This window comes from Massilia sp. BHUDP2 (assembly GCF_046236355.1).
GTDB classification, from domain to species: Bacteria; Pseudomonadota; Gammaproteobacteria; order Burkholderiales; family Burkholderiaceae_D; genus Telluria; species Telluria varians.
The window spans coordinates 394,961-414,387 of record NZ_JBJUVW010000002.1; the positions used below are offsets into that span (position 1 = coordinate 394,961).

Annotated in this window: 16 protein-coding genes; 8 read left to right on the forward strand and 8 right to left on the reverse strand. The window is 70.2% G+C overall.

Features of this window, described 5'->3' with window-relative positions; genetic code table 11:
- Positions 1-32: 32 nt before the first annotated feature.
- From ACK6C6_RS12485 to ACK6C6_RS12500, 4 genes are all read left to right on the forward strand, one after another.
- Positions 33-968, forward strand: a complete 936-nt coding sequence (locus ACK6C6_RS12485) for a lipid-binding SYLF domain-containing protein (protein ID WP_409267579.1) — start codon at positions 33-35, stop codon at positions 966-968.
- A 67-nt stretch (positions 969-1,035) separates the two neighbouring features.
- Complete coding sequence (locus ACK6C6_RS12490; RefSeq protein ID WP_409267580.1) at positions 1,036-2,247, forward strand: MFS transporter; 1,212 nt, start codon at positions 1,036-1,038, stop codon at positions 2,245-2,247.
- Positions 2,244-2,867: a helix-turn-helix transcriptional regulator gene (locus ACK6C6_RS12495; RefSeq protein ID WP_409267581.1), complete on the forward strand. Its 624-nt coding sequence runs from the start codon at positions 2,244-2,246 to the stop codon at positions 2,865-2,867. Before ACK6C6_RS12490 ends, ACK6C6_RS12495 begins: the two co-directional genes overlap by 4 nt.
- Positions 2,868-3,226: 359 nt before the next feature.
- Positions 3,227-4,198: a hypothetical protein gene (locus ACK6C6_RS12500; protein ID WP_409267582.1), complete on the forward strand. Its 972-nt coding sequence runs from the start codon at positions 3,227-3,229 to the stop codon at positions 4,196-4,198.
- 301 nt (positions 4,199-4,499) lie between these two features.
- On the opposite strand, the gene ACK6C6_RS12505 is transcribed toward ACK6C6_RS12500, so the two are convergent.
- The 8 genes from ACK6C6_RS12505 to ACK6C6_RS12540 all read right to left on the reverse strand — a co-directional run bounded on the left by ACK6C6_RS12505 (position 4,500) and on the right by ACK6C6_RS12540 (position 16,671).
- Positions 4,500-5,402 carry a pirin family protein gene (locus ACK6C6_RS12505; RefSeq protein ID WP_409267583.1) on the reverse strand — a complete coding sequence of 301 codons (903 nt, stop codon included), beginning with the start codon at positions 5,400-5,402 and terminating at the stop codon, positions 4,500-4,502.
- A 75-nt stretch (positions 5,403-5,477) separates the two neighbouring features.
- Entirely contained in the window at positions 5,478-7,679 is a 2,202-nt protein-coding gene (locus ACK6C6_RS12510; RefSeq protein WP_409268279.1) for a bifunctional serine/threonine-protein kinase/formylglycine-generating enzyme family protein, read from the reverse strand.
- Positions 7,680-7,698: 19 nt separating this feature from the next.
- Complete coding sequence (locus tag ACK6C6_RS12515) at positions 7,699-9,627, reverse strand: hypothetical protein (RefSeq protein WP_409267584.1); 1,929 nt, start codon at positions 9,625-9,627, stop codon at positions 7,699-7,701.
- Positions 9,628-9,694: 67 nt separating this feature from the next.
- Positions 9,695-10,687 (reverse strand): hypothetical protein, encoded by a 993-nt coding sequence (locus tag ACK6C6_RS12520; RefSeq protein WP_409267585.1) that lies wholly within the window; start codon positions 10,685-10,687, stop codon positions 9,695-9,697.
- Entirely contained in the window at positions 10,684-11,718 is a 1,035-nt protein-coding gene (locus ACK6C6_RS12525) for a hypothetical protein (RefSeq protein WP_409267586.1), read from the reverse strand. Before ACK6C6_RS12525 ends, ACK6C6_RS12520 begins: the two co-directional genes overlap by 4 nt.
- A gap of 1 nt (position 11,719) precedes the next feature.
- Entirely contained in the window at positions 11,720-12,259 is a 540-nt protein-coding gene (locus ACK6C6_RS12530; protein ID WP_409267587.1) for a hypothetical protein, read from the reverse strand.
- A 5-nt stretch (positions 12,260-12,264) separates the two neighbouring features.
- Complete coding sequence (locus tag ACK6C6_RS12535; RefSeq protein WP_409267588.1) at positions 12,265-13,551, reverse strand: hypothetical protein; 1,287 nt, start codon at positions 13,549-13,551, stop codon at positions 12,265-12,267.
- A gap of 90 nt (positions 13,552-13,641) precedes the next feature.
- Positions 13,642-16,671 carry a penicillin-binding transpeptidase domain-containing protein gene (locus tag ACK6C6_RS12540; RefSeq protein ID WP_409267589.1) on the reverse strand — a complete coding sequence of 1,010 codons (3,030 nt, stop codon included), beginning with the start codon at positions 16,669-16,671 and terminating at the stop codon, positions 13,642-13,644.
- A 243-nt stretch (positions 16,672-16,914) separates the two neighbouring features.
- On the opposite strand from ACK6C6_RS12540, the gene ACK6C6_RS12545 reads away from it, so the two are divergent.
- The 4 genes from ACK6C6_RS12545 to ACK6C6_RS12560 all read left to right on the forward strand — a co-directional run bounded on the left by ACK6C6_RS12545 (position 16,915) and on the right by ACK6C6_RS12560 (position 19,355).
- The gene (locus ACK6C6_RS12545) at positions 16,915-17,130 is read left to right on the forward strand and encodes a hypothetical protein (protein ID WP_409267590.1); all 216 of its coding nucleotides are present in this window, start codon (positions 16,915-16,917) and stop codon (positions 17,128-17,130) included.
- A gap of 187 nt (positions 17,131-17,317) precedes the next feature.
- Positions 17,318-17,941: a YXWGXW repeat-containing protein gene (locus tag ACK6C6_RS12550; RefSeq protein WP_209586897.1), complete on the forward strand. Its 624-nt coding sequence runs from the start codon at positions 17,318-17,320 to the stop codon at positions 17,939-17,941.
- A gap of 60 nt (positions 17,942-18,001) precedes the next feature.
- Positions 18,002-18,712 (forward strand): ribonuclease HI family protein, encoded by a 711-nt coding sequence (locus ACK6C6_RS12555; protein WP_409267591.1) that lies wholly within the window; start codon positions 18,002-18,004, stop codon positions 18,710-18,712.
- Complete coding sequence (locus tag ACK6C6_RS12560) at positions 18,681-19,355, forward strand: HD domain-containing protein (protein WP_409267592.1); 675 nt, start codon at positions 18,681-18,683, stop codon at positions 19,353-19,355. Before ACK6C6_RS12555 ends, ACK6C6_RS12560 begins: the two co-directional genes overlap by 32 nt.
- Positions 19,356-19,427: the final 72 nt, after the last annotated feature.

The window sequence follows — 19,427 nt, forward strand, 5'->3', positions numbered from 1 at the left end:
CTAGGGGCATCCATCGATTCGCGAGCATACCCATGAAAAACAACACCCTGATCCATGTCCGCGGCGCCGCCCTCGTCCTGCTGGCCGCCGCTACTTCCCTCGGCGCCAGCGCCCAGACAGCGTCGCAGACGAACAACCCGCAAGGCGGGCGCCAGACTGCCAAGCCGGTGGCCGCGCAGGAACGCACCGGCCCGTCCACAGTGCAGCAGCGCACCAACCCGACGAGCGGCCAGCCCGGCGTGGTCCAGGAAGGCAGCGACGCCTCGGACGCCACCACCCACCTCAACCGCGCCATCGCCGTGCTGCACCAGATGGAGCGCAAGCCCGAGGTCGCGGCGCAGCTGGCCAAGGCCAAGGGCGTGTTCGTGATACCTGATTCGGTGCGCGTCGCGGTCGGCGTTGGGGCGCGCGGCGGCGCCGGCGTGCTGCTGGTCCGCCGCGCCGACGGCTGGAGTACGCCGTCCTTCTACAACATGGCAGGGCTCACTGTTGGCGCGCAACTGGGGGCCGAGGGCGGCGGCATGGCCTTCATCCTCAACGACCAGAAGGCGCTCAACGGCTTCATGCAGGACAATAAGTTCTCGTTGAATGCCGAAGCCGGCCTCACGGTCGTGGAATGGTCGAAGCGCGGCGAAGGCTCGCTCGGCTGGGGCGACATCACCGCCTGGTCCGATACCGAGGGCCTGTTCGGCGGCGCCGTCATCGCCCTCACCGACATCCGCTTCGATGCCGCCGAGACGAGCGCCTACTACCGCAGGCCGGTAACGGCGCGCGACGTGGTGGCGGGCCAGGTCCCCAACCCGCGCACGGCCGAGCTGCGCATGGCACTGGCCGACCCCGGCACGGCCGCCGGCGCCGCCGGCCAGGGCGGCAGCAGCGACAGCAAGACCCGCAGCGGCGACAGCGACATGCGTCCGACCCGGCGCGCCGAACCGCAGGCTCCGACCAGTCCGACGGCGAATAAATAAACCTTTTAGTTTACTTAAATGCTGAGCTCTCTTACACTCCTGGCAACCATCCCGTGCCAGGAGCCGTATGAAACACCGCTTGCTCATCGGCAGCGCTTGCCTGCTTGCCCTGTTGTCGACAATCGGCGCATCGCTGGCCTATCCCCTGCTGCCGCCGCTGTTTGCCGGCGCGGCGCCGAACGCGCTGAACGGCTTTCTCGGCCTGCCGCCCACGCTGCTGTTCGGGTTTGCCCTGATGCTCAACCCGCTCGGCATGCTGATCGGAAGCGCCGTGCTCGGCTCATTGTCGGATGCGCTCGGCCGGCGCCGCATCCTGCTCCTGACCACGCTCGGCGCCGCTGCGGGCCACCTGCTGACGGCCTATGCGCTGCTGGCGCAATCCTATCCCTTGCTGATCGCGGCGCGCTTCGCCACCGGCGTTCTGGAGGGGAACGGCGCAATCCTGCGCGCGCTGCTGGCCGAGCGCCTCGACGGGCCTTTACGCAACCATGCCCTCTCCTGGCTGAACGGCGCCTTCCACCTGGGCTGGCTCGCCGGGCCGCTGCTGTCGGGACTCAGCGCCGGCTACAGCATCACGCTCCCTTTCTGCATCGCCGCCGCCGGCCTGCTGCTGGGTGCGGCGCTGTCGATGCTGGTGCTGGCGCCGCAGTCGGCGCCGCCCGCCCGGGCCAACTGGTGGTCGCTGGCACGCGAGCGCCATGCCTTCACCCTGCTGCGCCACGCGCCGCTGCATACGCTGTTCCTGATCCACCTCGCCTATTGCTGCGGCGTGGCCGGCTTCTATGAGTTCTTCCCGCTCTGGCTGGTCGAAACGGGAAGTTACGATGCGAAAGGCATCGCCCTTGTGAACATGGCCATGTGCGGCGTGATGACCTGCGCGGCGCTGTTCGCGGGTCGCGCCTACCCGGGTGACGCGCGCCTGCGTGTCGGCGGCCTGGCCGGCGCGGTGGCGCTGGCGGTGCTGTGCGTCGGGCTGGGAAACCTGTGGGTCGGCATGGCGGCCATCGTCCTGTTCGGCTTGCCGCACGCCTTTTATAATGCGACGCTGCAGGCCTGGGCGGCCGACAGTTTCGCGCAGCATGGCCAGGGCGTCGTCATGGGCCTGCTGTCGACGACCTTCTGCGTGGCCCATATCGTCGTGGCGCTCGGCGGCGGTCTGCTCGCATTGATCGACACCCGCCTGGTGCTGGTCGCGGGCGGCCTGCTGGCGGCCCTGGCGGCGTTCTCGATGCGGCGCTGGAGCCGCCAGGCCATCCCAACCCACCAGGAATTCGCATGAACACGTCCGAACAAACCTTGCTGCTGCTGAAGACCCGCGGGCCGCAGACCGCCCAGGCACTGGCCGCGATCCTGCACCTGACCTCGATGGGCGTGCGCCGCCAGCTCGAAGCGGCCGAGGAAAAGGGCCTGGTCGCCTACGTCGACCAGCCGGGCAAGGTGGGCCGCCCGGTGCGGCTGTGGCAGCTCACCGAACTGGGACACGCGCGATTCCCCGACCGCCACGCCGCGCTGACGGTCGACCTCATCGGGCAGGTGCGGAACCTGTTCGGCGAAGCCGCCATCGACCGCCTGATCGATGCGCGCGAGGCCGCCAGCGAGGGCGCCTACCGCGCCGCAGTCGATCCGGCTGCGCCACTGGCGCAGCGGGCCGCGTCGCTGGCCGTGCTGCGCGAGGCGGAAGGCTACATGGCGGAGGCGCAGGTCGGCGACGACGGCAGCGTGCTGCTGGTCGAGAACCACTGCCCGATCTGCGCCGCGGCGCGTGCCTGCCAGAACTTCTGCCGCTCGGAGCTGGACGTGTTCAGGCGCGTGCTGGGGCCGGACGTGCGGGTCGAAAGGGTCGAGCACCAGCTGGCCGGCGGGCGGCGTTGTGCCTATCGGATCGTGCTGCTCGCCTGAGGCTGCAGAGCGGCTGGCAAGGACGCTCGAAGAAGCGTCAATTGCAGTCGCCATGGCATTCGTCTACCTGCCAAAACAGGCCCTTTAGTAGCGCGCAATAGCGTTGTACGTCATGTCTGATCCGATACGGACATAGCAATGCCTAGGAATCAACGTGTAAAGCCGTGTTCGCAGAAAATTTGGGCTGCCGACTTTCTAAGCCAAACAAGATACGCCATCGCCCGTTTCGCCATGCCTAGTTCGTGAATATATCCAAAATCCACACTTGCCTTAACTTATTGCAACTAAAAAAACTTCCTTTATACTCCTGTCGTCCCGGCGCCTGCGCCGTTTCGTTGGAATAAATAGGGAGAACCTGCATGACGCAACGTAATTGGGTATGGCAAAGCCCTTTCAAGATACGCGAGCCCGAACAAGGACCAATCACTGAAGGACATATCCATATTCCGTACCTGGAAAACATGAAGTCCAAAACGGAAAAGTATGAGAAAGAAAGCAAGCTAGCAAAGGCTTACGAAGTTGCACTGGATACCCGGAAGTTTGAAATTGAACTTTATTGGAAGCGTGCTACGTATTTTTGGGCAATTGCGGCGGTTGTACTCGGTGCGATCGGCCTGATCGTTGCAAACTCCATCAAGGATGGCCGGCTGATGACGTATCCGATCTTGTTCATGCTTGAAACTCTCAGCTGCGTGGGCTTTATCGTGACCAAAGCGTGGCAGTATGTGAATCTGGGTGGAAAGTTTTGGCAACATAACTGGGAACTTCATGTGGACGTGCTCGAGCAGGAAGTCTTGTTTCCGATGTTCCGTACGGTGATCGCAGAATGTTCAGCCGAATCCGAAGCCGGCAACCTTGCAAAACCGGCCGGCCCCATTTCCGATAATTTGCAGGTCGTCTTTTCACCTAGTAAGGTAAATGACCACCTGGGCCATTTCCTCAACATGATTTTTGTCGTCGTCGGCCTCTCGACCCTGGCGTTGATCGCTGCGAAAGCCGGCGTTGCAAATTTTATCGCCGAAATGCTTGGCATTCACAATATCCAGCAATCTGTGATGGACGCAAAGATCTGGCTTGTGCCACTTATGGCACTCGTGCCGGTTGGATACACTATTTACTTTTGGATAACAATGGCTGGCAATGCGAGGACAACGACACTCAACAAACATACACTAAACGTTACGCAGCGCCAGATCTACATCAAGGAGAAAGTCGAGTTGCCCGCCGAAAAAGAAAGGGGTTTTCGCCAAGGCCTCGAGCAGGTGAAGTCCGAGTTGAAGTTGCGTCGATCAAAAAGGAGAACGAGCGCCACTACGCGGAAGACGACGTAAGAACGCCCACCAGACCTTCGTGGCGAGGGCGTTTGCTCCAAGACAGTAAGAATGTACGGCAAGACGATGCAAGGCCGCCGTGGAGGACTTGTGCAAGGACCGCTCCTGCTTTGAGCGGTCGTTATGCCGATTCAAAAACTCGCCAACGGTGTTTGGCGAGGTGATCCCTGGTAGCGCGTCCGCAACTCATGGACGCCGTGCACTGCGTCAATATTTCGCTCCTGGCCGCTCGCGAACGTTCGAATGCCTCAGTCTATCTACCGTTGCTTCCGGGACAGCTTGAGGCTTATGTAAGGCACATTCAATCGCGCGGCCCATCGTGCCGCCACGCCGCCGGCCACGCCGGCAGCGGAATACGCTCCTCATCCCCCGGCACCGCCACGAAGGCATTCGCTTCCCAGTCGCGCGCCGCCTGCTCGATGCGCTCGCGGCTGGACGATACGAAATTCCAGAAGATGTAGCGGCGTCCGTCCAGCGGCTCGCCGCCGATCAGCACGAAGCGCGCGCCGGTACTGGACGAGACCCGCACCGGCAGGCCCGGGTCCACCATCGCCATCGTGTTGGCCGGAATCGCTTCGCCGTCGACCTCGATGGCGCCCATCGGGGCGTACACGGCGCTCTCCTCCGGCAGGCCGCCGAGGTCGATGGACGCGCCCGGCGCCAGCTGCACGTCCAGGTACAGCGTGGTGCTGAAGGTCGGCACCGGCGACGTGCGCCCAAAGGCCGTGCCCACCAGCACCCGCACCGTGGCGCCTTCGAACTCGACTTCGGGAATCTGGTCCGCCGGGGTGTGCGAGAAGGCGGCCGGCGCTTCCTCGTGCTCGCGCGGCAGCGCCGCCCACAGCTGCAGGCCGTGGGTGCGGCGCACCCGGTCCAGCAAATCTTCCGGGGTGCGCTCGGAGTGGACGATGCCGCTGCCGGCCGTCATCCAGTTGATCGCGCCGGGCTCGATGCGCTGCTCGGTGCCCAGGCTGTCGCGGTGCATGATGGCGCCCTCGAACAGGTAAGTGACGGTGGCCAGCCCGATGTGCGGGTGCGGACGCACATCGTGGCGCGCGCCGGGCTCGGCTTCCACCGGCCCCATGTGGTCGAAGAACAGGAAGGGACCGACCGACTGGCGCGCGGCAGCGGGCAGGATGCGCCGGACCTTGAAGCCGCCGCCAAGGTCCTTGTCATGCGATTTGAACAGGTGGGCAATGGCCATGACACTCCTCCGATGTGAACGATACGCCTACTGTACACCATCCGCCCACGCCTGCAGGCAGGCCGAAGGATGGGTCTAGGCCAGCTCGCGCAGCACGCGAAAGCCCACGATGTCGTTCGACAGCACGCTGGAGAAACCGTTGCGCAGCGCCGAACGCAGGTAGCGCGGCGCGTACAGCCAGGAGCCGCCGCGCAGGATGCGGCGCGCCCCGTCGCCGCCCGCTTCCCATGCGCTGCCGTCGAGCGGCGCACCGATGTAGTTGTCGTGGACGACGTCCTGCACCCATTCCCACACGTTGCCGTGCATGTCGTACAGGCCCCAGGGATTGGCGGGGAACATGCCGCATGGGGTGGTGCCGTGGCGGCAGGCGCCGCGCGCGCCGCCGTTGTAGGTGAAGCTGCCGTCGTAGTTGGCCTGGTCGGGACCGATGGTGTCGCCGAAACTGAAGGCAGTGCGGGTGCCGGCGCGGCAGCAATACTCCCACTCCGCTTCGCTCGGCAGGCGGTAGCGCTGGCCGGTGGCGTGCGACAGCCATTCCAGATAGCATTGGGCGTCGTGCCAGGTGACGCCCACCACCGGGTGCGCATCGGTCTGCGTGAAGCCCGGCGCCAGCCAGTCCACGTCGCCCTGGGGCTCCCAGCCGGTCGCCTCCACGAACACGCGCCATTCGCCCACCGTGACGGGATAGCGTCCCAGCGCGAAGGGCCGTTCGATGCCGACCCAGCGCTGCGGCGTTTCGCGCTCCAGCCAGCGCTGCTGCGCGCCGGCCGCCATCGCGATCTTGCGCTCGTGTTCGTGGGAACCCATCTGGAAGCGGCCGGTCGGGACCAGGACCAGCGAGGGCCCGCTGCCGGCGCCCTCCAGGAAAGGGTCGCACAGTACACCGTCGCCGTCGGCCACCGGGCTGGCGGGGGTCGGTGTCAAGCGCTGCAATTCGCCGGCCGTGCGCGCCGCCTGCAGTTCGCGTGCGCGCTTCTGCTCCGCCAGGTAGGCTGCGGCGGCCTTGGCCTGGGCCGCCTTGCGCTGGGCTTCTTCCTGCGCCAGGCGCGCCTTGGCGGCTTCTTCCTCCCGCTTGGCGAGCAGTTGCTGGCGCAGCGCTTCCTTGCGCGCCGCGCGTGCCTCTTCCTGCTCGGCGCGCTCGCGCCGCTGCTGCTCGCGGCGCTGGCGCTCGACCAGGGCGCGGGCCGCGGCCCTGGCCTGTTCTTCCGCCTGCTGGCGTGCCGCCAGCTCGCGTTCGCGCCGCTCCTGCTCGGCGCGCTCGGCCGCCTCCTTTGCTGCGATTTCCTCCGCCGATGGCCCCGCCGCATCGCGCAGGTTCTCGAGCAATGCGCGCACAGTCGGCGGGCGCGCCGCCGGATCCTGCGCGAAGCCGGCGCGCAGGGCGTCCCACTGGTGCGGCTGCAGGGCCTGCGGCGCCACGCCGGGGTCTGGCGGCAGCGCCCCATCGAGCATCCGGTAGATCATCATCGACACCGCGTAGACGTCGAGGCTCGGGGCCGGCTGGCCCTGGCTGCCCGCTTCGGGCGCGCGGTAGCCCGGGGTGCCGGAGGTGGCCGGTGCATCCAGCGGCGCCGCGCCACTGCCGCGCGCGCGCGCCGCGATGCCGAAGTCGAGCAGCTTGACCTCGCCGCGCTTCGTCAGGAATACGTTGCCGGGCTTGATGTCGCGGTGGACCAGCCCATGCTTGTCCCAGGCGTAGTCGAGGGCGGCGGCCACCGGTTCGAGCAGGGCCAGCACGCGCTCGAAGGGCAGCTTGCCCTCGCGCGCCAGCAGGCTGTCGAGGTCCTCGCCCTCCAGGCACTCCATGATCAGGAAAAAGCTGGCGGTGGCCGGATCCTGCGCCCATTCGTAGACGCGCACGATGTGCTCGTGCGCCAGGCGGCGCGCGCGGGTGGCTTCCTGGATCAGCAGTTTGGACTGCAAGGTCGATTGCGTCAGCTGCGGCGGCAGGATCTTCAGCGCCACCTGGGCGCTGTGGCCCAGCTCGGCGTGGGTAGCCAGGTCGGTCGCCTGCCACACCTGCCCCATGCCGCCGTGCGCGATCAGGCGCTCGAGCCGGTAGCGCCGGTTCTGCGGGCCGACTTCCTGGCCGGCCATCAGGCCGATCTCGGTGCCGGGACGCGCCACTTGCACAACCGCTTCCTCTGCCGTCGCCTGGGCGGGCAGATAGGCCGCGTCCAGGATCGCATTCTTGCGCAGGTCGAATTCGGTACGGCTCAGCAGGCCATCCTCGTGCAGGGCACGCAACTCGCGGATCTTGTCGATGGCAGTCTGCATTGCTTCGGTCACGCTGCCATCAATGCGGGATCGCCGCGCCACATGCGGCGCAGAAGCGCTCGCCCCCGCGCGAAGGGTGGCCATGGGCGCACTGGCGGCTTGCCCCCGTCACGGTCGCCAGCAGGGCGACCTGGTGGTGGCGGTCGCGGTCGACCTCCAGCTCGCGCCGGGCCTGCTCGTCGCGCACCAGCTGCAGCGCTTCCTCGGTCGACAGCTTGCCCGCCTCGGCCAGCCCGGCCAATGCGCCCAGCTGCTCGGCATCCATGTTCGCGTGAACGCGGGTCTTCATGAAGTCGTTCAGCAGCGCCGCGTTCGGTGCCGCGGCCAGGGCCAGCTTGGCCGTGTCGTCCATTGCGGCGAAGGCCTCGAGGCGGCGCAGCTCCAGCGCGTGGCGGCGCTCTTCACCGTCGAGCTGCACGTCCTGCAGCGCACGCGCCTGGCGCGCATCGAGCTCGATGGTGCGGGCCAGCTTGTCCTGTTGCTGCCCGGTGCGGGTGGACTCGATGCGCTGGCGCGCCTGCTCGTCTTCCCATTCCTGCAGGCGCTCGGCCTCGCGCCGGTGCGCGGCATTCGCCAGCACCAGGCTCTGGTGACGCGCAAGGTGTTCCTGCTCGTCGATCTCGCGGGCACGGCGCGCCGCGTCTTCTTCGCTGGCGCGCAGGCGCACGAGTTCCGCCTGCCGGCGGGCGGCGTCTTCGATGAGCGCGGCCTGATCAAGCTTGTAGCGGATCTGCTGCTGCAGCAGCTGCTGGGAAAAGCGCTGGCGGGCAATCGCCAGGGTCTGCCGGGCATCCTGCTGGGCCACCCCGAGTTCGCTGCGCATGCGTACCTGGGCCAGGGCGCGCAGGTGCTGCCATTCCTGGGCCTCGTCGAGGCGGCGCGCATTCTTCTTTGCCAGCTCGTGTTCGAGGTCGAGCAGCACTTCGCCCGCGCCGCGCTCCAGCGCCTGCTTGCGCGAGCCGGCATCCAGGATGCGTGCATACAGCTCGATCTGGCGCGCACGCACGGCGTGGGCGCGGTCGGCGCCCTGCAGCGACAGCTCGGCGCGCGCGATGGCGTCGTCCTGGCGCAGTTCGCGCTCGCGCTGGCGCACCCGGGCGGCCTGCTCGGCGCGGCGCAGGCGCTGCCATTCCTCGGCGTCGTACAGCTCGTCGAGGTGCTTGGCATGCTCGATCTGCACGTGGCGTTCGTCGGCCGCCAGCCACAGGCTGCCGACCCGGGCGCGGTGGGCGTCGTATTTATCATGGCGCAGCTCGACCGTGTCGACCTTCACCGCCGCCAGCCCGTACTCGAGCAGCAGGAGCTTGAGGCCTCCTTGCAGGCGCTCGTCGAACTGCTCGCGCAGCTCCCGGTTGCCGACCATCTCGCGGATCGAGCGCGCACCGACGAATTCCTCGGCCAATTGGCGCACCGGCGCCGCCAGGAGCTCGCGCAGCTGATCGGCGCCGATGGTGCCCGGCAGCGTCATGAAGTGGCGCGCGAAGGCCGGGACATTCTCGATGCGCAGGCTGACCGTGAGGCGCGCGCTGACGGCCAGGTGCTCGGCAGTGGCGACGTCGTCGAAACGGAACTCGACCGGCAGCGCGCCGGTGCGGGTGACCAGGATTTCGGCGTGCTGGTCGCGCAGCAGGTGGTTCAGGCGGGTGAAGAAACCTTCGATCTCGTACTCGCCCTGGGGCACTTCGGTGGCCTTGTCGCCCTGCAGGATGTAGGCGCGCGCCGTGGCCGGCACGCGCAGGGTCTTCACGAACACGCCCGAGAGTTCGCGCATGCCGAAGAACACGGCCAGTTCGTCCGGGCCGGCGACCCAGCGGTTCTCGCGCAGCACCGGGCTATTGCGCGGCGCGCCCAGGATCAGGCCACAGCCGGCGCAATAGCGCGCGTCGCCGCCCTGCTTGCGCTCGCAGCGCGGGCAACCGGCGCCTTTCACTCCGAACATCTGGAACATATCCGACTCCGTTTCCGTTTCTTCCTGCACAACATCACCCGGCGATTCTAGCGCAGCCGGGCGCGATTCAAATGATCCCGATCCTGTCGACGCAAGCCAGGCTGGCTCCGCGCTCCTGCAGCACCGCGCGCCAGCCCGGCGGCAGCTGCGCTTCCCAGGCCCGCGGCACCAGGATGCGGTCCCCCGGCGCCGCTTCGCGCCCCAGCAGCGCGCACTTCGGCAGCACGCCCTCGACCGTCTCGACCCGCCCCGCATGCCAGGCCGTGGACTGGCCGGTGGCCAGCACCCGGCCGCGCGCCAGGAACTCGCGCCCGCGCGCCATGCGGTCGGCCATGACCAGGGCCAGCTCGAAGGAAGCGCCCTGGAAGCGCTCTTCGCCGAAGCGCACCGTGGTGCGCCATTGCCCAAGGCCGCGGCCATCGAAGTGGCGGGAAGCGGCCAGCACCTCCCCTACCCGCGCCTGCAGGGCCGCATCGACGCCGGGGGCCGCGATGCTCGCTTCCTCCTCGCCCTCGTGCGGCGCGGGACGCACGCTGACTTCGACCCAGCACAGGCTGTCGCCGGCGCCGCCGCTAACCAGCGGGAACCAGGCGCGCGCGCTCGACACGCCGGCGGCCGGATCGGGATGCCCGGTCAGGGCGCCGAGATGCGGTAGGCCGCCCTCGCCTCCGGCCAGCACGCCGAGCGGCACCTGGCCCAGGGCGTGGCCGTCGATGCGGCCCAGCTGCCAGGTGTCGGACCAGCCGTTGGCAATCACCGGGCGCGGCGACTGCCACAGCCCGCGCACCATGCGGTCGGCCAGCACGCAGGCCAGTTCCCAGTCGCGGCTGCCTTCCATTGGCGCGCGGTCGAGGCTGAGCACCACCTGGTCGCGGCTGTCGAAACGCGGCTCGGTGTGGCGCGCCAGGCGCACCACTTCCTGCACGCGCCGGGCCAGCGCCGGCGCATCCGGCACGCTGCACTTGACGTCGGCGCGGCCGCCGCGCGGGCGCACGCTGGCCGTCACGGTCAAGTACGCGCCATCTGGCGCGATGCTGCGCACGGTAACGGGCGCGTTCATGCCGATTCTCCCGCGATGTCGCGGCGCGCCGCGCAATCGCATTCGAGGTTGGCGACGATGCGGTCGGCCTCTCCCAAGAGCGCCGCCGCCAGCGCCGCGTCGCCCAGCTTTATGCGCGCCAGCAGCGCCCAGGCTTCGTCGAGCGCGGCGGCGGCGCGCCGGCTGTGGCGGGCGCGCCGCCGCTGTTGGTCCAGCGCCAGGGGCTGGCCCGGCGCCGCCAGTTCGAGCGCCGGCATGGTCCCGACCGACAGGCTGACCAGGTCGAGCCGGCGCAACAGGTCCTGGTGGCGGCGGAACACGGCGCAATCGGCCGGCAGCAGCGCCAGCCGCAGGCCGCACAGCACGCCAGGCAATTCCAGGAACAGGCGGCGCAAGGCCTTCGCATCCTCGAGCGCCGGGTCGAACGCCGTCTGTTGCACCGTATGTGCGGCAGCCGGCGCGGGCTGCGACGCCAGCCGTGCCATGAGCAGCGCCGCCAGGTCGCGCGACGCGCCGAGGTCGACCGGCACGCAGTCGTCGACCATCACGCCGAATCGCGTGTACAGCAGCTGGTTGAAGCCGGTACGAAAAGCGTTCCACTCTTCGAAGCTGGTGCAGGGCGGCAAATTCAGGTTGCCCTGCTCCAGTTCGCGCTGCAGGGCGGACTGCAGCAGCATCACGAAGCCCTCCAGCGCCACCTGCTGCGCCGCTTCGCTGGCGAGGAACAGGTCGAAGCGCTGCTGCGCTTCGCGCGGGTCCGGCGCATCGATGGCAAAGCGTACCCGCAGGCCGATCTCGGGCGCGGCGGCGAAGGGGGTCAGCTCGCAGCCGTAGGGGCCCGGGTGCACGCACCAGGCGGTTTCCCCGTCCAGGATCGCGACCCGCGCGCCTTCGCTCAGGCGCCGGGTATGGCCGTCCTTGTTCGCCAGCACGGCGAAGCTCCCGGCCGGCACCGTGCAGCCCTTGGCCAGCGGCAGCGCGATGAAGCCCGCACCCAGGCCGTCGAGCTTGGGGGCGGGCTGGCGGAACGGCCGTGTAAACAGGTTCAGCATCCTAGGCCCCCGCCGGCTCCACGGTAAACCGTGCGCCGTGCTGCTGCAGATGCTGCGCCGGCGCTTGCGCGAACGGCCACGGGCCTTCGCACTCGCCGTCGCTGTCCAGCCTGCCCTCGAGGACCGTCGCGCCGGCGCCATCGAGCACGCGCAGCAGCCGGCCGGCGCGCAGCAGGGTGGCGGCCAGCGGCGCTTGCGGGTCGAGCTGCAGGATCACCCGGTTCCCGACGAAATGCAGGCGCCAGGCGCCATCGTCCGTGACCAGGGTGTCGAGCGCCGCGCCGCCGTCGGCGGCGCGCAGCATGCCGGCGCTGCCGCGCCATTCGCGCGACGCGGTTTTAAGCCGGCGGGCGTCGGCCAGGGTGCGCAGGCGGCGTGTCGTCAGCGGCGAGCCCTGCAGCGCGCTGCGTTCGCCCGCCGTCAGCGGGCGGCTGCCGTCGAGCGCGGCCAGCAGCACCGCGTCGTCCAGCACCAGGCGGTCGCCTTCGACCCGGCGGCCTGCGATCAGCTGCGCCTGCAGCTTGCGGTCAAGCATAGTCATCCCCATCACCTTTCCTCCTTGTTGCCGGCCGCCGCGCCGAGCCGGGCGATGGCGGCGTCGCGCCGCTTGCGCAGGGTCGGCAGCGAAATCCCGTCGAGCAGCGCAAGCTGCTGCATGGTAGGCAGCTCGCCGGTGGCCGGATCGAGCCACGCCAAGGGATAGCTGTCGTCGAAGGCCCCGAGCAGCTTCAGGTAGACCGCCAGCCGCACCGGCAGCGAGTCGCCCTCCATCATGCGCGCCGCCCAGCTGCCGCGCTCCTGGGCCGCCGCCGCTACCTCCAGGTAGCGGGGGGACAGTGAAAGTCGCTGGGCCAGCGCCTCGTCCAGCACCAGGAGCGGCGCGGCGACAGGCGGATCGTCGCTGTCCGCCCCCGTGGCGGCCAGGTCCAGCTCGTCCTGGCGCGCCTCCAGCACCAGGTCCGGGCCCGGCGTGCTGGCAGCCTCCGATTCGCCCAGCACGCGCCAGTAGTCGTCCAGCCAGGCGCTGGCGTCGCTGCTGTCGCGCAGCCAGTCGCGGTCCTGGTTCGCGGACAGGGCTTCGTACTCGCCGATCTCGCGCAGCATGGCGCCGATCTTGTCCGGCTGGTCCTTCAGGCTGGCGAAGCGCTTGGAACGGGTGTGCAGCGGCCCGGCGGCGCCGCTGAAACGCTCCAGGCTCTCGCTCCAGCGCAGGATCCACTCGGGGCGGCAATCGAGGACGCTGCGCAGCTGGCGTGTTTCGATCGGTTCGAGCTCGATCGTGCGCCCAAGGATGGCGCCGACCTGCTCGCGATGCTCGCGCCAGGACGCGAACAGGCGCGCCACCTCGCCGTAGGCGGTGTCGAGCATGCGGTAGGCGTACATCCGGTTCGGGCTGCAGGGCCGCCCGCAGGCCGCCTGGTAGTTGTCGCTGTCGACCTTGTCGCGCAGGACCGCGTACAGGTCGTTGAATTTCTTGCGCAGCAGCGCGTCGCCGCCCGGCGCGGCCCAGAAGGCGCCCATGCGCGCATGCTCGCCCGCCACCGCCGCGCACAAGGCGGCCCAGTCGCCTGGCCGGGCCTGCAGTTCGTAGACCAGGCTCAGGGCCAGTTCGAGGACGCTGTCGCCGTAGCTGTTGCCGGGCTGCTCACCGCGGCGGCTGCCATAAAGGGCCTGCGCCACCGTGTCGACATACTCCGCCAGGAGTCCTTCGCCTGCGGGTTCGAGCAGGCGGACCGGATCGATGCGGGCGAGCGCCTGCAGCGAGCATTGCCCCAGCAACTTGCGGACCTGCTCCCAACCGTGCTCCTGGTACCGGGTTCCCGGCAAACGCATACCTTCCTCATCGTCGTCGCCATCCGCACAAGAGCGGATTGTCAACAGATGATGCCATACAAACACAAAATCCTGGCGCGCAGATGGCGGTCAATCCCCCTTCTGTTCGAGGGATTGCCCTTGCATGGAAAGCAACAAGCCCGCAAGGAGCGGCGCGGCATGCGCACCGCCCGTGAGGCCGGACTCGCTGACGAAGGCGGCGAAGGCGAGCCGGCGGGTCTGGCCCGGCAGGCTTCCCGGTTCCAGCCAGCCCATGAACCAGACCGTCGCCATGCCGTCCTCGCCGGTGGGCGCGGTGCCGGTCTTGCCGAACAGGCCGGCGCGCAAGGCGTCGAACTCCTTGCCGCGGAAGGCGCCGGACGCGGTGCCGCCCGCCACCACGCCCTTCATGCCGGCCCGCACGCGGTCGAGGCGCACGCCCAGCTCGGGTCCAGGCTGCGCGAGCGCCGCGCGCCCGTCGAGTTCGAGCAGCAGGCGCGGCGCGACCATCCGGCCCTGCCCGACCGCGGCGGCGACCAGCGCCATCTGCAGCGGCGTGGCCTGCATGCGCAAGCCGATCGCCATCTGGCGCACCTCGTGGCGGGTCTGGATCGGGTCTAGCATCGACGGGCTGGCCTGCAGCGCGTCCCAGCTGGACCAGCGGAAGTCTTGCGGCAGCAGGCCACCGTCGAGGCGCAGCGGCGTGCCGAAACCGAGCCGGCGCGCCATGCCGGCGACCGGGCGCACCGGGTCGAGGGCGCCGGGGTCGATCTCGCGCACGCCCGGCAGCCCGCCCTGCGGCCCGCCGCCGAGGCTGCGGTCGCCCAGCTCGGCGGTCCAGGCGAACCAGGTGTTCACGCTGTGCGCCATCGCCTGCGCCAGCCCGAAGCGGCCCTCGACGGCGCGGGCGCCGGCCAGCTGTTCGCGGAAGTTGGTGATGCGCGCGCCCCCTCCTTGCGGATAGGCGGGCGCGCCGGTGCGAAAACCGTAGCCATCTTCATGCGCCATGGCGTCGATCGCCGTCAGCGGCATGCCGGCCAGCAGGCGCTCCAGGCGCGCGTCGCCGCGCGCCGCCGCCTCCAGGCCGAGGGCGGTGACCACCTTGAAGGTCGAGCCGGGCGCGCGCCTGGGGCCGCCGTCGTGCTGGAAAGCCGGCAGCCGCAAGGGGCTGCGCGCGGGATCGGCACGGTCGAAGTCGCGGATTTCCGGCCAGCGCGCCGGATCGGCCGCGCCGACGCCGCCGCCGGCCGCGGCCAGCACGTCGCCGTTGCCGGCATCGAGCAGCACCAGGCCGGCCTGGCGCCCATCGGGGATTGCCCCCGCACCCAGGCAGCGCCGGCCGTCCCATTGCCCCCCGCGCAAGCCGACGCAGTCCAGCACCGCCTGGGCCGCCCCCTGCAGGCGCAGGTCCAGGCTCAGGCGCGCCGTGTGGCTGCCGCCCGGCAGCCGGGCCAGCATGCCGGCCACGCTCGACGCGTGCTCGCGGTGCACGCCCAGCAGCGGCGCCAGCCCGGCCGCCTGGGCCGCGGCGCTGGCCCTGCCGTCGGTCCACAAGCTCTCTCCGTGGCGCCCGCTGAGCCGGACTTCGGCCAGGGCCGGGCGCGCTGCGGCGTTCGACGCCGGCAGCGCCTGCCAGGCCAGGCGCCCCCCTTCGGCGCGCACATGGCGGTAGGCGGCGTCGGCGTTGCCGGAGAGCCGGGCCAGGTCGAGCGGTTCGACCTCGAGCACGATGCGCTGTGCGCCCGGCACGGGCGCCAGCAGCACGCGCTGGACGGCGTCGCGCTCGCGGCAGGCGCGCCCGTCGCACACGCCGCTCACGGAGGCGGTCGCACCCTCCACCCGGCGCAGGCGGCCGGCCAGCAGCAGTTCGCTCGGTGCGGCCTGGTCGAGGCTCAGGCGGGCGGTCGCGGCCTGTCCACCGCCGTCCCAGGCGCCCACCCGCGTCCAGGGCCCCCAGCCTTCCGGCAGGCGCGCGAACAGGCGCATGGCGGCGACCGGCAGCCCGGCGTCCTGCGCGACCGGCACCCCACCGACGCTCGCCTGCCACAACTGCCGGCTGTGCGTGCGGACGCGCCAGGCCAGCAGCCGGCGTTCGCTGTTGAACACCCGCAGCTGCTCGCGCACGAAGGCGCCGTCAGCGCGGTAGTACAGGCGCACCAGCAGCTTGCGCCCTTCCTCGTCGAGGCGCAGCCCTTCCCAGCCCGGCAGCGGCGCGCGGGCGTCAAGACTTGCCGCCGTCCAGGTGGCCAGGTCGCGCGGCGCAGCCTCGGCCAGGCCGCCGGGTCCCAGGCGGATCAGCCCGCGCGCCTGCAGTTGTTCGAACAACAAGGCGTCTTCCAGCGCGCGCGGCGGGCGCGCCGGCACCTTGTATTCGCCCGCCGCGAGCTGCAGCGCCGGCAGCGCCACGCCGGGACCGAAGGCCTGTACCAGCGCGCCACCCGCGGCCGGGTCGACGCTGGCGCGCTGCACCAGCAGTTCACCGGCCTGCGCACACGTGCTGCTGGCGCGCCGGGTCAGCCTGAGCGCGCCGTCCTGCCACACCAGCCAGCCCGCTGTGCCCAACAGTGCCTGGCCGCGCGCGCCGCGCACTACCCCTCCGTTGCCGGCGTCGCCGACCCAGGCGGCCCGGGCGCTGCCCGCATTCCAGGCCAGCCGCATGGCGCCGCCGGCGTCGCCGCGCAGGTCCACGCGCGGCGTGGCGGAGCCTGTCGCCGCCAGCAGCAGCTTGCGCGCCGGCGCCAGCGCGGCCGCCTCGGCGAAGGGATAGCCGATCCGCACCGGCTGGGTACACAGGTCGATCCGTACCGGCGGTCCAAGGCGCATGCTTGACGCCACCACCAGCGCGTTGGCGCCGTGCTGGACGATCTCGATGCCGGGCGCGCGCGGCACGCGCACGGTGACGCCGCCCAGCAGCGGCTGGAACGCGGACAGCGCCGCCGACTCGCCTGCCGCCGCGTGCGCGCCGGAAGCGGCCAGCGAACGCGCTGCCTGCGCCAGCACCACGGCGCCGAGCAGCGCCGCGCCGCAGGCCAGCAGCAGCCACAGCGTGACCGGCAGCCTGGCCCTGGCCGCCGGCCTGGCGCCTAAGCGCAGGTTGCGCGCGCGCCGCCGCGCCGTGCGACCGGCGGCGAAGGAATCCATCAGTGAGCTGAACGTGGCTGGCATCGGTATGTCGCGATAGGCGCGGCCCGGTCGTGGCCGCCTCGCGAAGCCCTAGCCGGGGGCGGGTGAAACCCATCCGGCGCGAGGATCGGCGCGCACGTTCGCGCGCAGTTTTCGACAGCTCGTTCCTCGTTTTTGGCGTCCCGTCGCAAGCGCCTCGCGGCCTGGAATCGCTTGGCCTACAGTGCACACATCGACAACCCACCCGCAAGGAGAAACACCATGAACATCATGAAGCATATGGAAGCCGTCTTCGTCGTCGCGATGAGCCTCGCCGTCTCGGGCAGCTACCTGCTGGACACCATTCCCGAAGCCCAGGCCCGCAACTACAACGCCGACGCAGCCATGGTCGCCAGCGGCGCCAAGATGGCGGTCGTGACGGTCAGCGCCAAGCGCCTGTCGAGCGAAGAAAAGCAGGCCGCAGGGGCGCGCGGATGAGTGCCGCAGGCCTGCCCGTTGTCGCCGCGGCGCGACAGCGGGCGGCCCAGTGCGGCGCGATTTGTATCACGCTACTGCGGAGCCCGGCTCCGAATCTGTGTCAGTTGTAAGTATCTGCTTCAGCGCTCCCTTCGGCCTCCCGCCGGCGATATAGTGGGTCATCCGTTCCTGGATCTGGAGACCCGACATGAAACGCACGCTCACCCTTGCTGCCCTGATCGCCCTTGGCGCCGCCTTTGCGCCGGTACCGTCGATGGCGCAGACCGATTTCCAAATTTACATCGGCTCGGCCCCGCCCGCGCCCATCTATGAACGCGTCCCCGGCCCGCGCCACGGCCACGTCTGGGCGCCGGGCTACTGGGAGTGGCGCGGCCACCGCCATGCCTGGGTGCCGGGCCGCTACGTCGTCGCCCGCCCGGGTTACGTCTACTACGCGCCGCGCTGGCAACAGCGCAACGGCGGCTGGTACATGGAGCCGGCGCGCTGGGACCGCGACCGCAACGGCGTCCCCGACCGTTACGAGCGCCGCGGCTATGCCCCGGTGTATGCCGGCGGAGGCTACCGCGACGGCCGCGACTACTACTACCGCGAGGGCCGCAGGGACGGCTACCACCGTGACCGCGACCGCGACGGCATCCCCGACCGCTACGAGCGCCGCGGCTACCGCGACACCGACCGCGACGGCGTGCCGAACTACCGCGACCGCGACCTCGACAACGACGGCATCCGCAACCGCCGTGACCGCGACATCGACGGCGATGGCGTCCCGAACCGTTACGACGGGCGGCCGGAGAATCCCTACCGCCGCTGATCGACGCGCTCCAGCAACGGAAAAAGGCAGCTTCGGCTGCCTTTTTGCTATCCTTGCGCCATGTCCTACCCGCCTCCAGACCACGCCGCCCTGCTCGCCGCCGCCTTCAAGGAAGAACTCGCCACCAGCCGCAAGCTCGCCGCCCGCACCGGAATGCCGGAGGCCGAGGCGCTGCGCGCCACCCTGAGCCTGCGCGCCGGCGTGGCCGGGCTGGACCAGCTGCTGGTCGCGCGCGCCGCCGAGCGCTTGCGCAGCGAGCACGGCGCCACGGCCCGGCGTGCCCTGGCCGCGGCGGCGCTGGCCCGGCGCGGCGGCGCGAACCCTGCCCTGCCCGCATGGCGCGCCTGGTTCGACGGTTCGGCCCGGCCCAACCCGGGACGCTGCGGCATCGGCGCCGTGCTCGAAGGGCCCGGCGGCGTGCGCATCGAACTGTCGCGCGATGCCGGCCATGGCAACAGCAGCGAAGCCGAATACCTGGCCCTGATCGCCGTCCTCGAAGCGGCCGTCGAGCACGGCGTGCCGGCGCTCGCCATCGAGGGCGACAGCCAGGTCGTGATCGACGACGTCCACGCGCCCGACAGTGCCAGCGCCCCGGCGCTGCGCGCCTACCGCGCGCGGGTGCGCGCCCTGCTCGCCCGCCTGCCGGGCAGCTCGCTGCGCTGGATCCCGCGCCACAAGAACCAGCAAGCGGACGCGCTGTCGCAGCGCGCCGTGCCTCCCCACCCGACCGAAGAAACGCATGCGCCCGACGAACGACGAACCCAAGACTGACCTCGCCACCTGGCGACCGCGCCTGGCGGCGATGGCGGAAGGCGCCAGCGGCGGCGACGGCGCCCACGACAGCGCCCACCTCGAGCGCGTCTGGCGCAATGCCCAGGCCCTGCTGGCCGGGCACCCGCAAGCCGACGCCCTGGTGGTGATGGCGGCCTGCTACCTGCACGACCTGGTCAACCTGCCCAAGAACGACCCGGACCGCGCCCAGGCATCGACCCGCTCGGCCCAGCTGGCGCGCCACCAGCTGGCGTGGATGAACTTTCCGCCCGAGCGTCTCGACGCGGTGGCGCATGCCATCGCGGCGCACAGCTTCTCGGCCAGCATCCCCGCCGAGTCGCTGGAGGCGAAGATCGTGCAGGATGCCGACCGCCTGGACGGCCTCGGCGCGGTCGGTCTGGCGCGCATGTTCTACATCGCCGGCCGCATGGGGACAAGCCTGGCCCACCCCAGCGACCCGCTCGGCAGCGCGCGCGAATTCGACGACCGCAATTACGCGCTCGACCACATCATGGTCAAGCTGGCCAAGCTGCCGGGCATGATGCAGACCGCGGCCGGCCGCGTCCTGGCCGAGGAAAGGCTGGCGCGGCTGATGGCCTTCCGCGAGGAGTTCGCGCTCGAGAGCGGCATGCCGCCCGGCTAGGCCACCCGGCGTATGGCAAATATCGGCGGCGGGGACGTCCGAATGAACTTTGCCCGGTGTTAAGATAGCCGA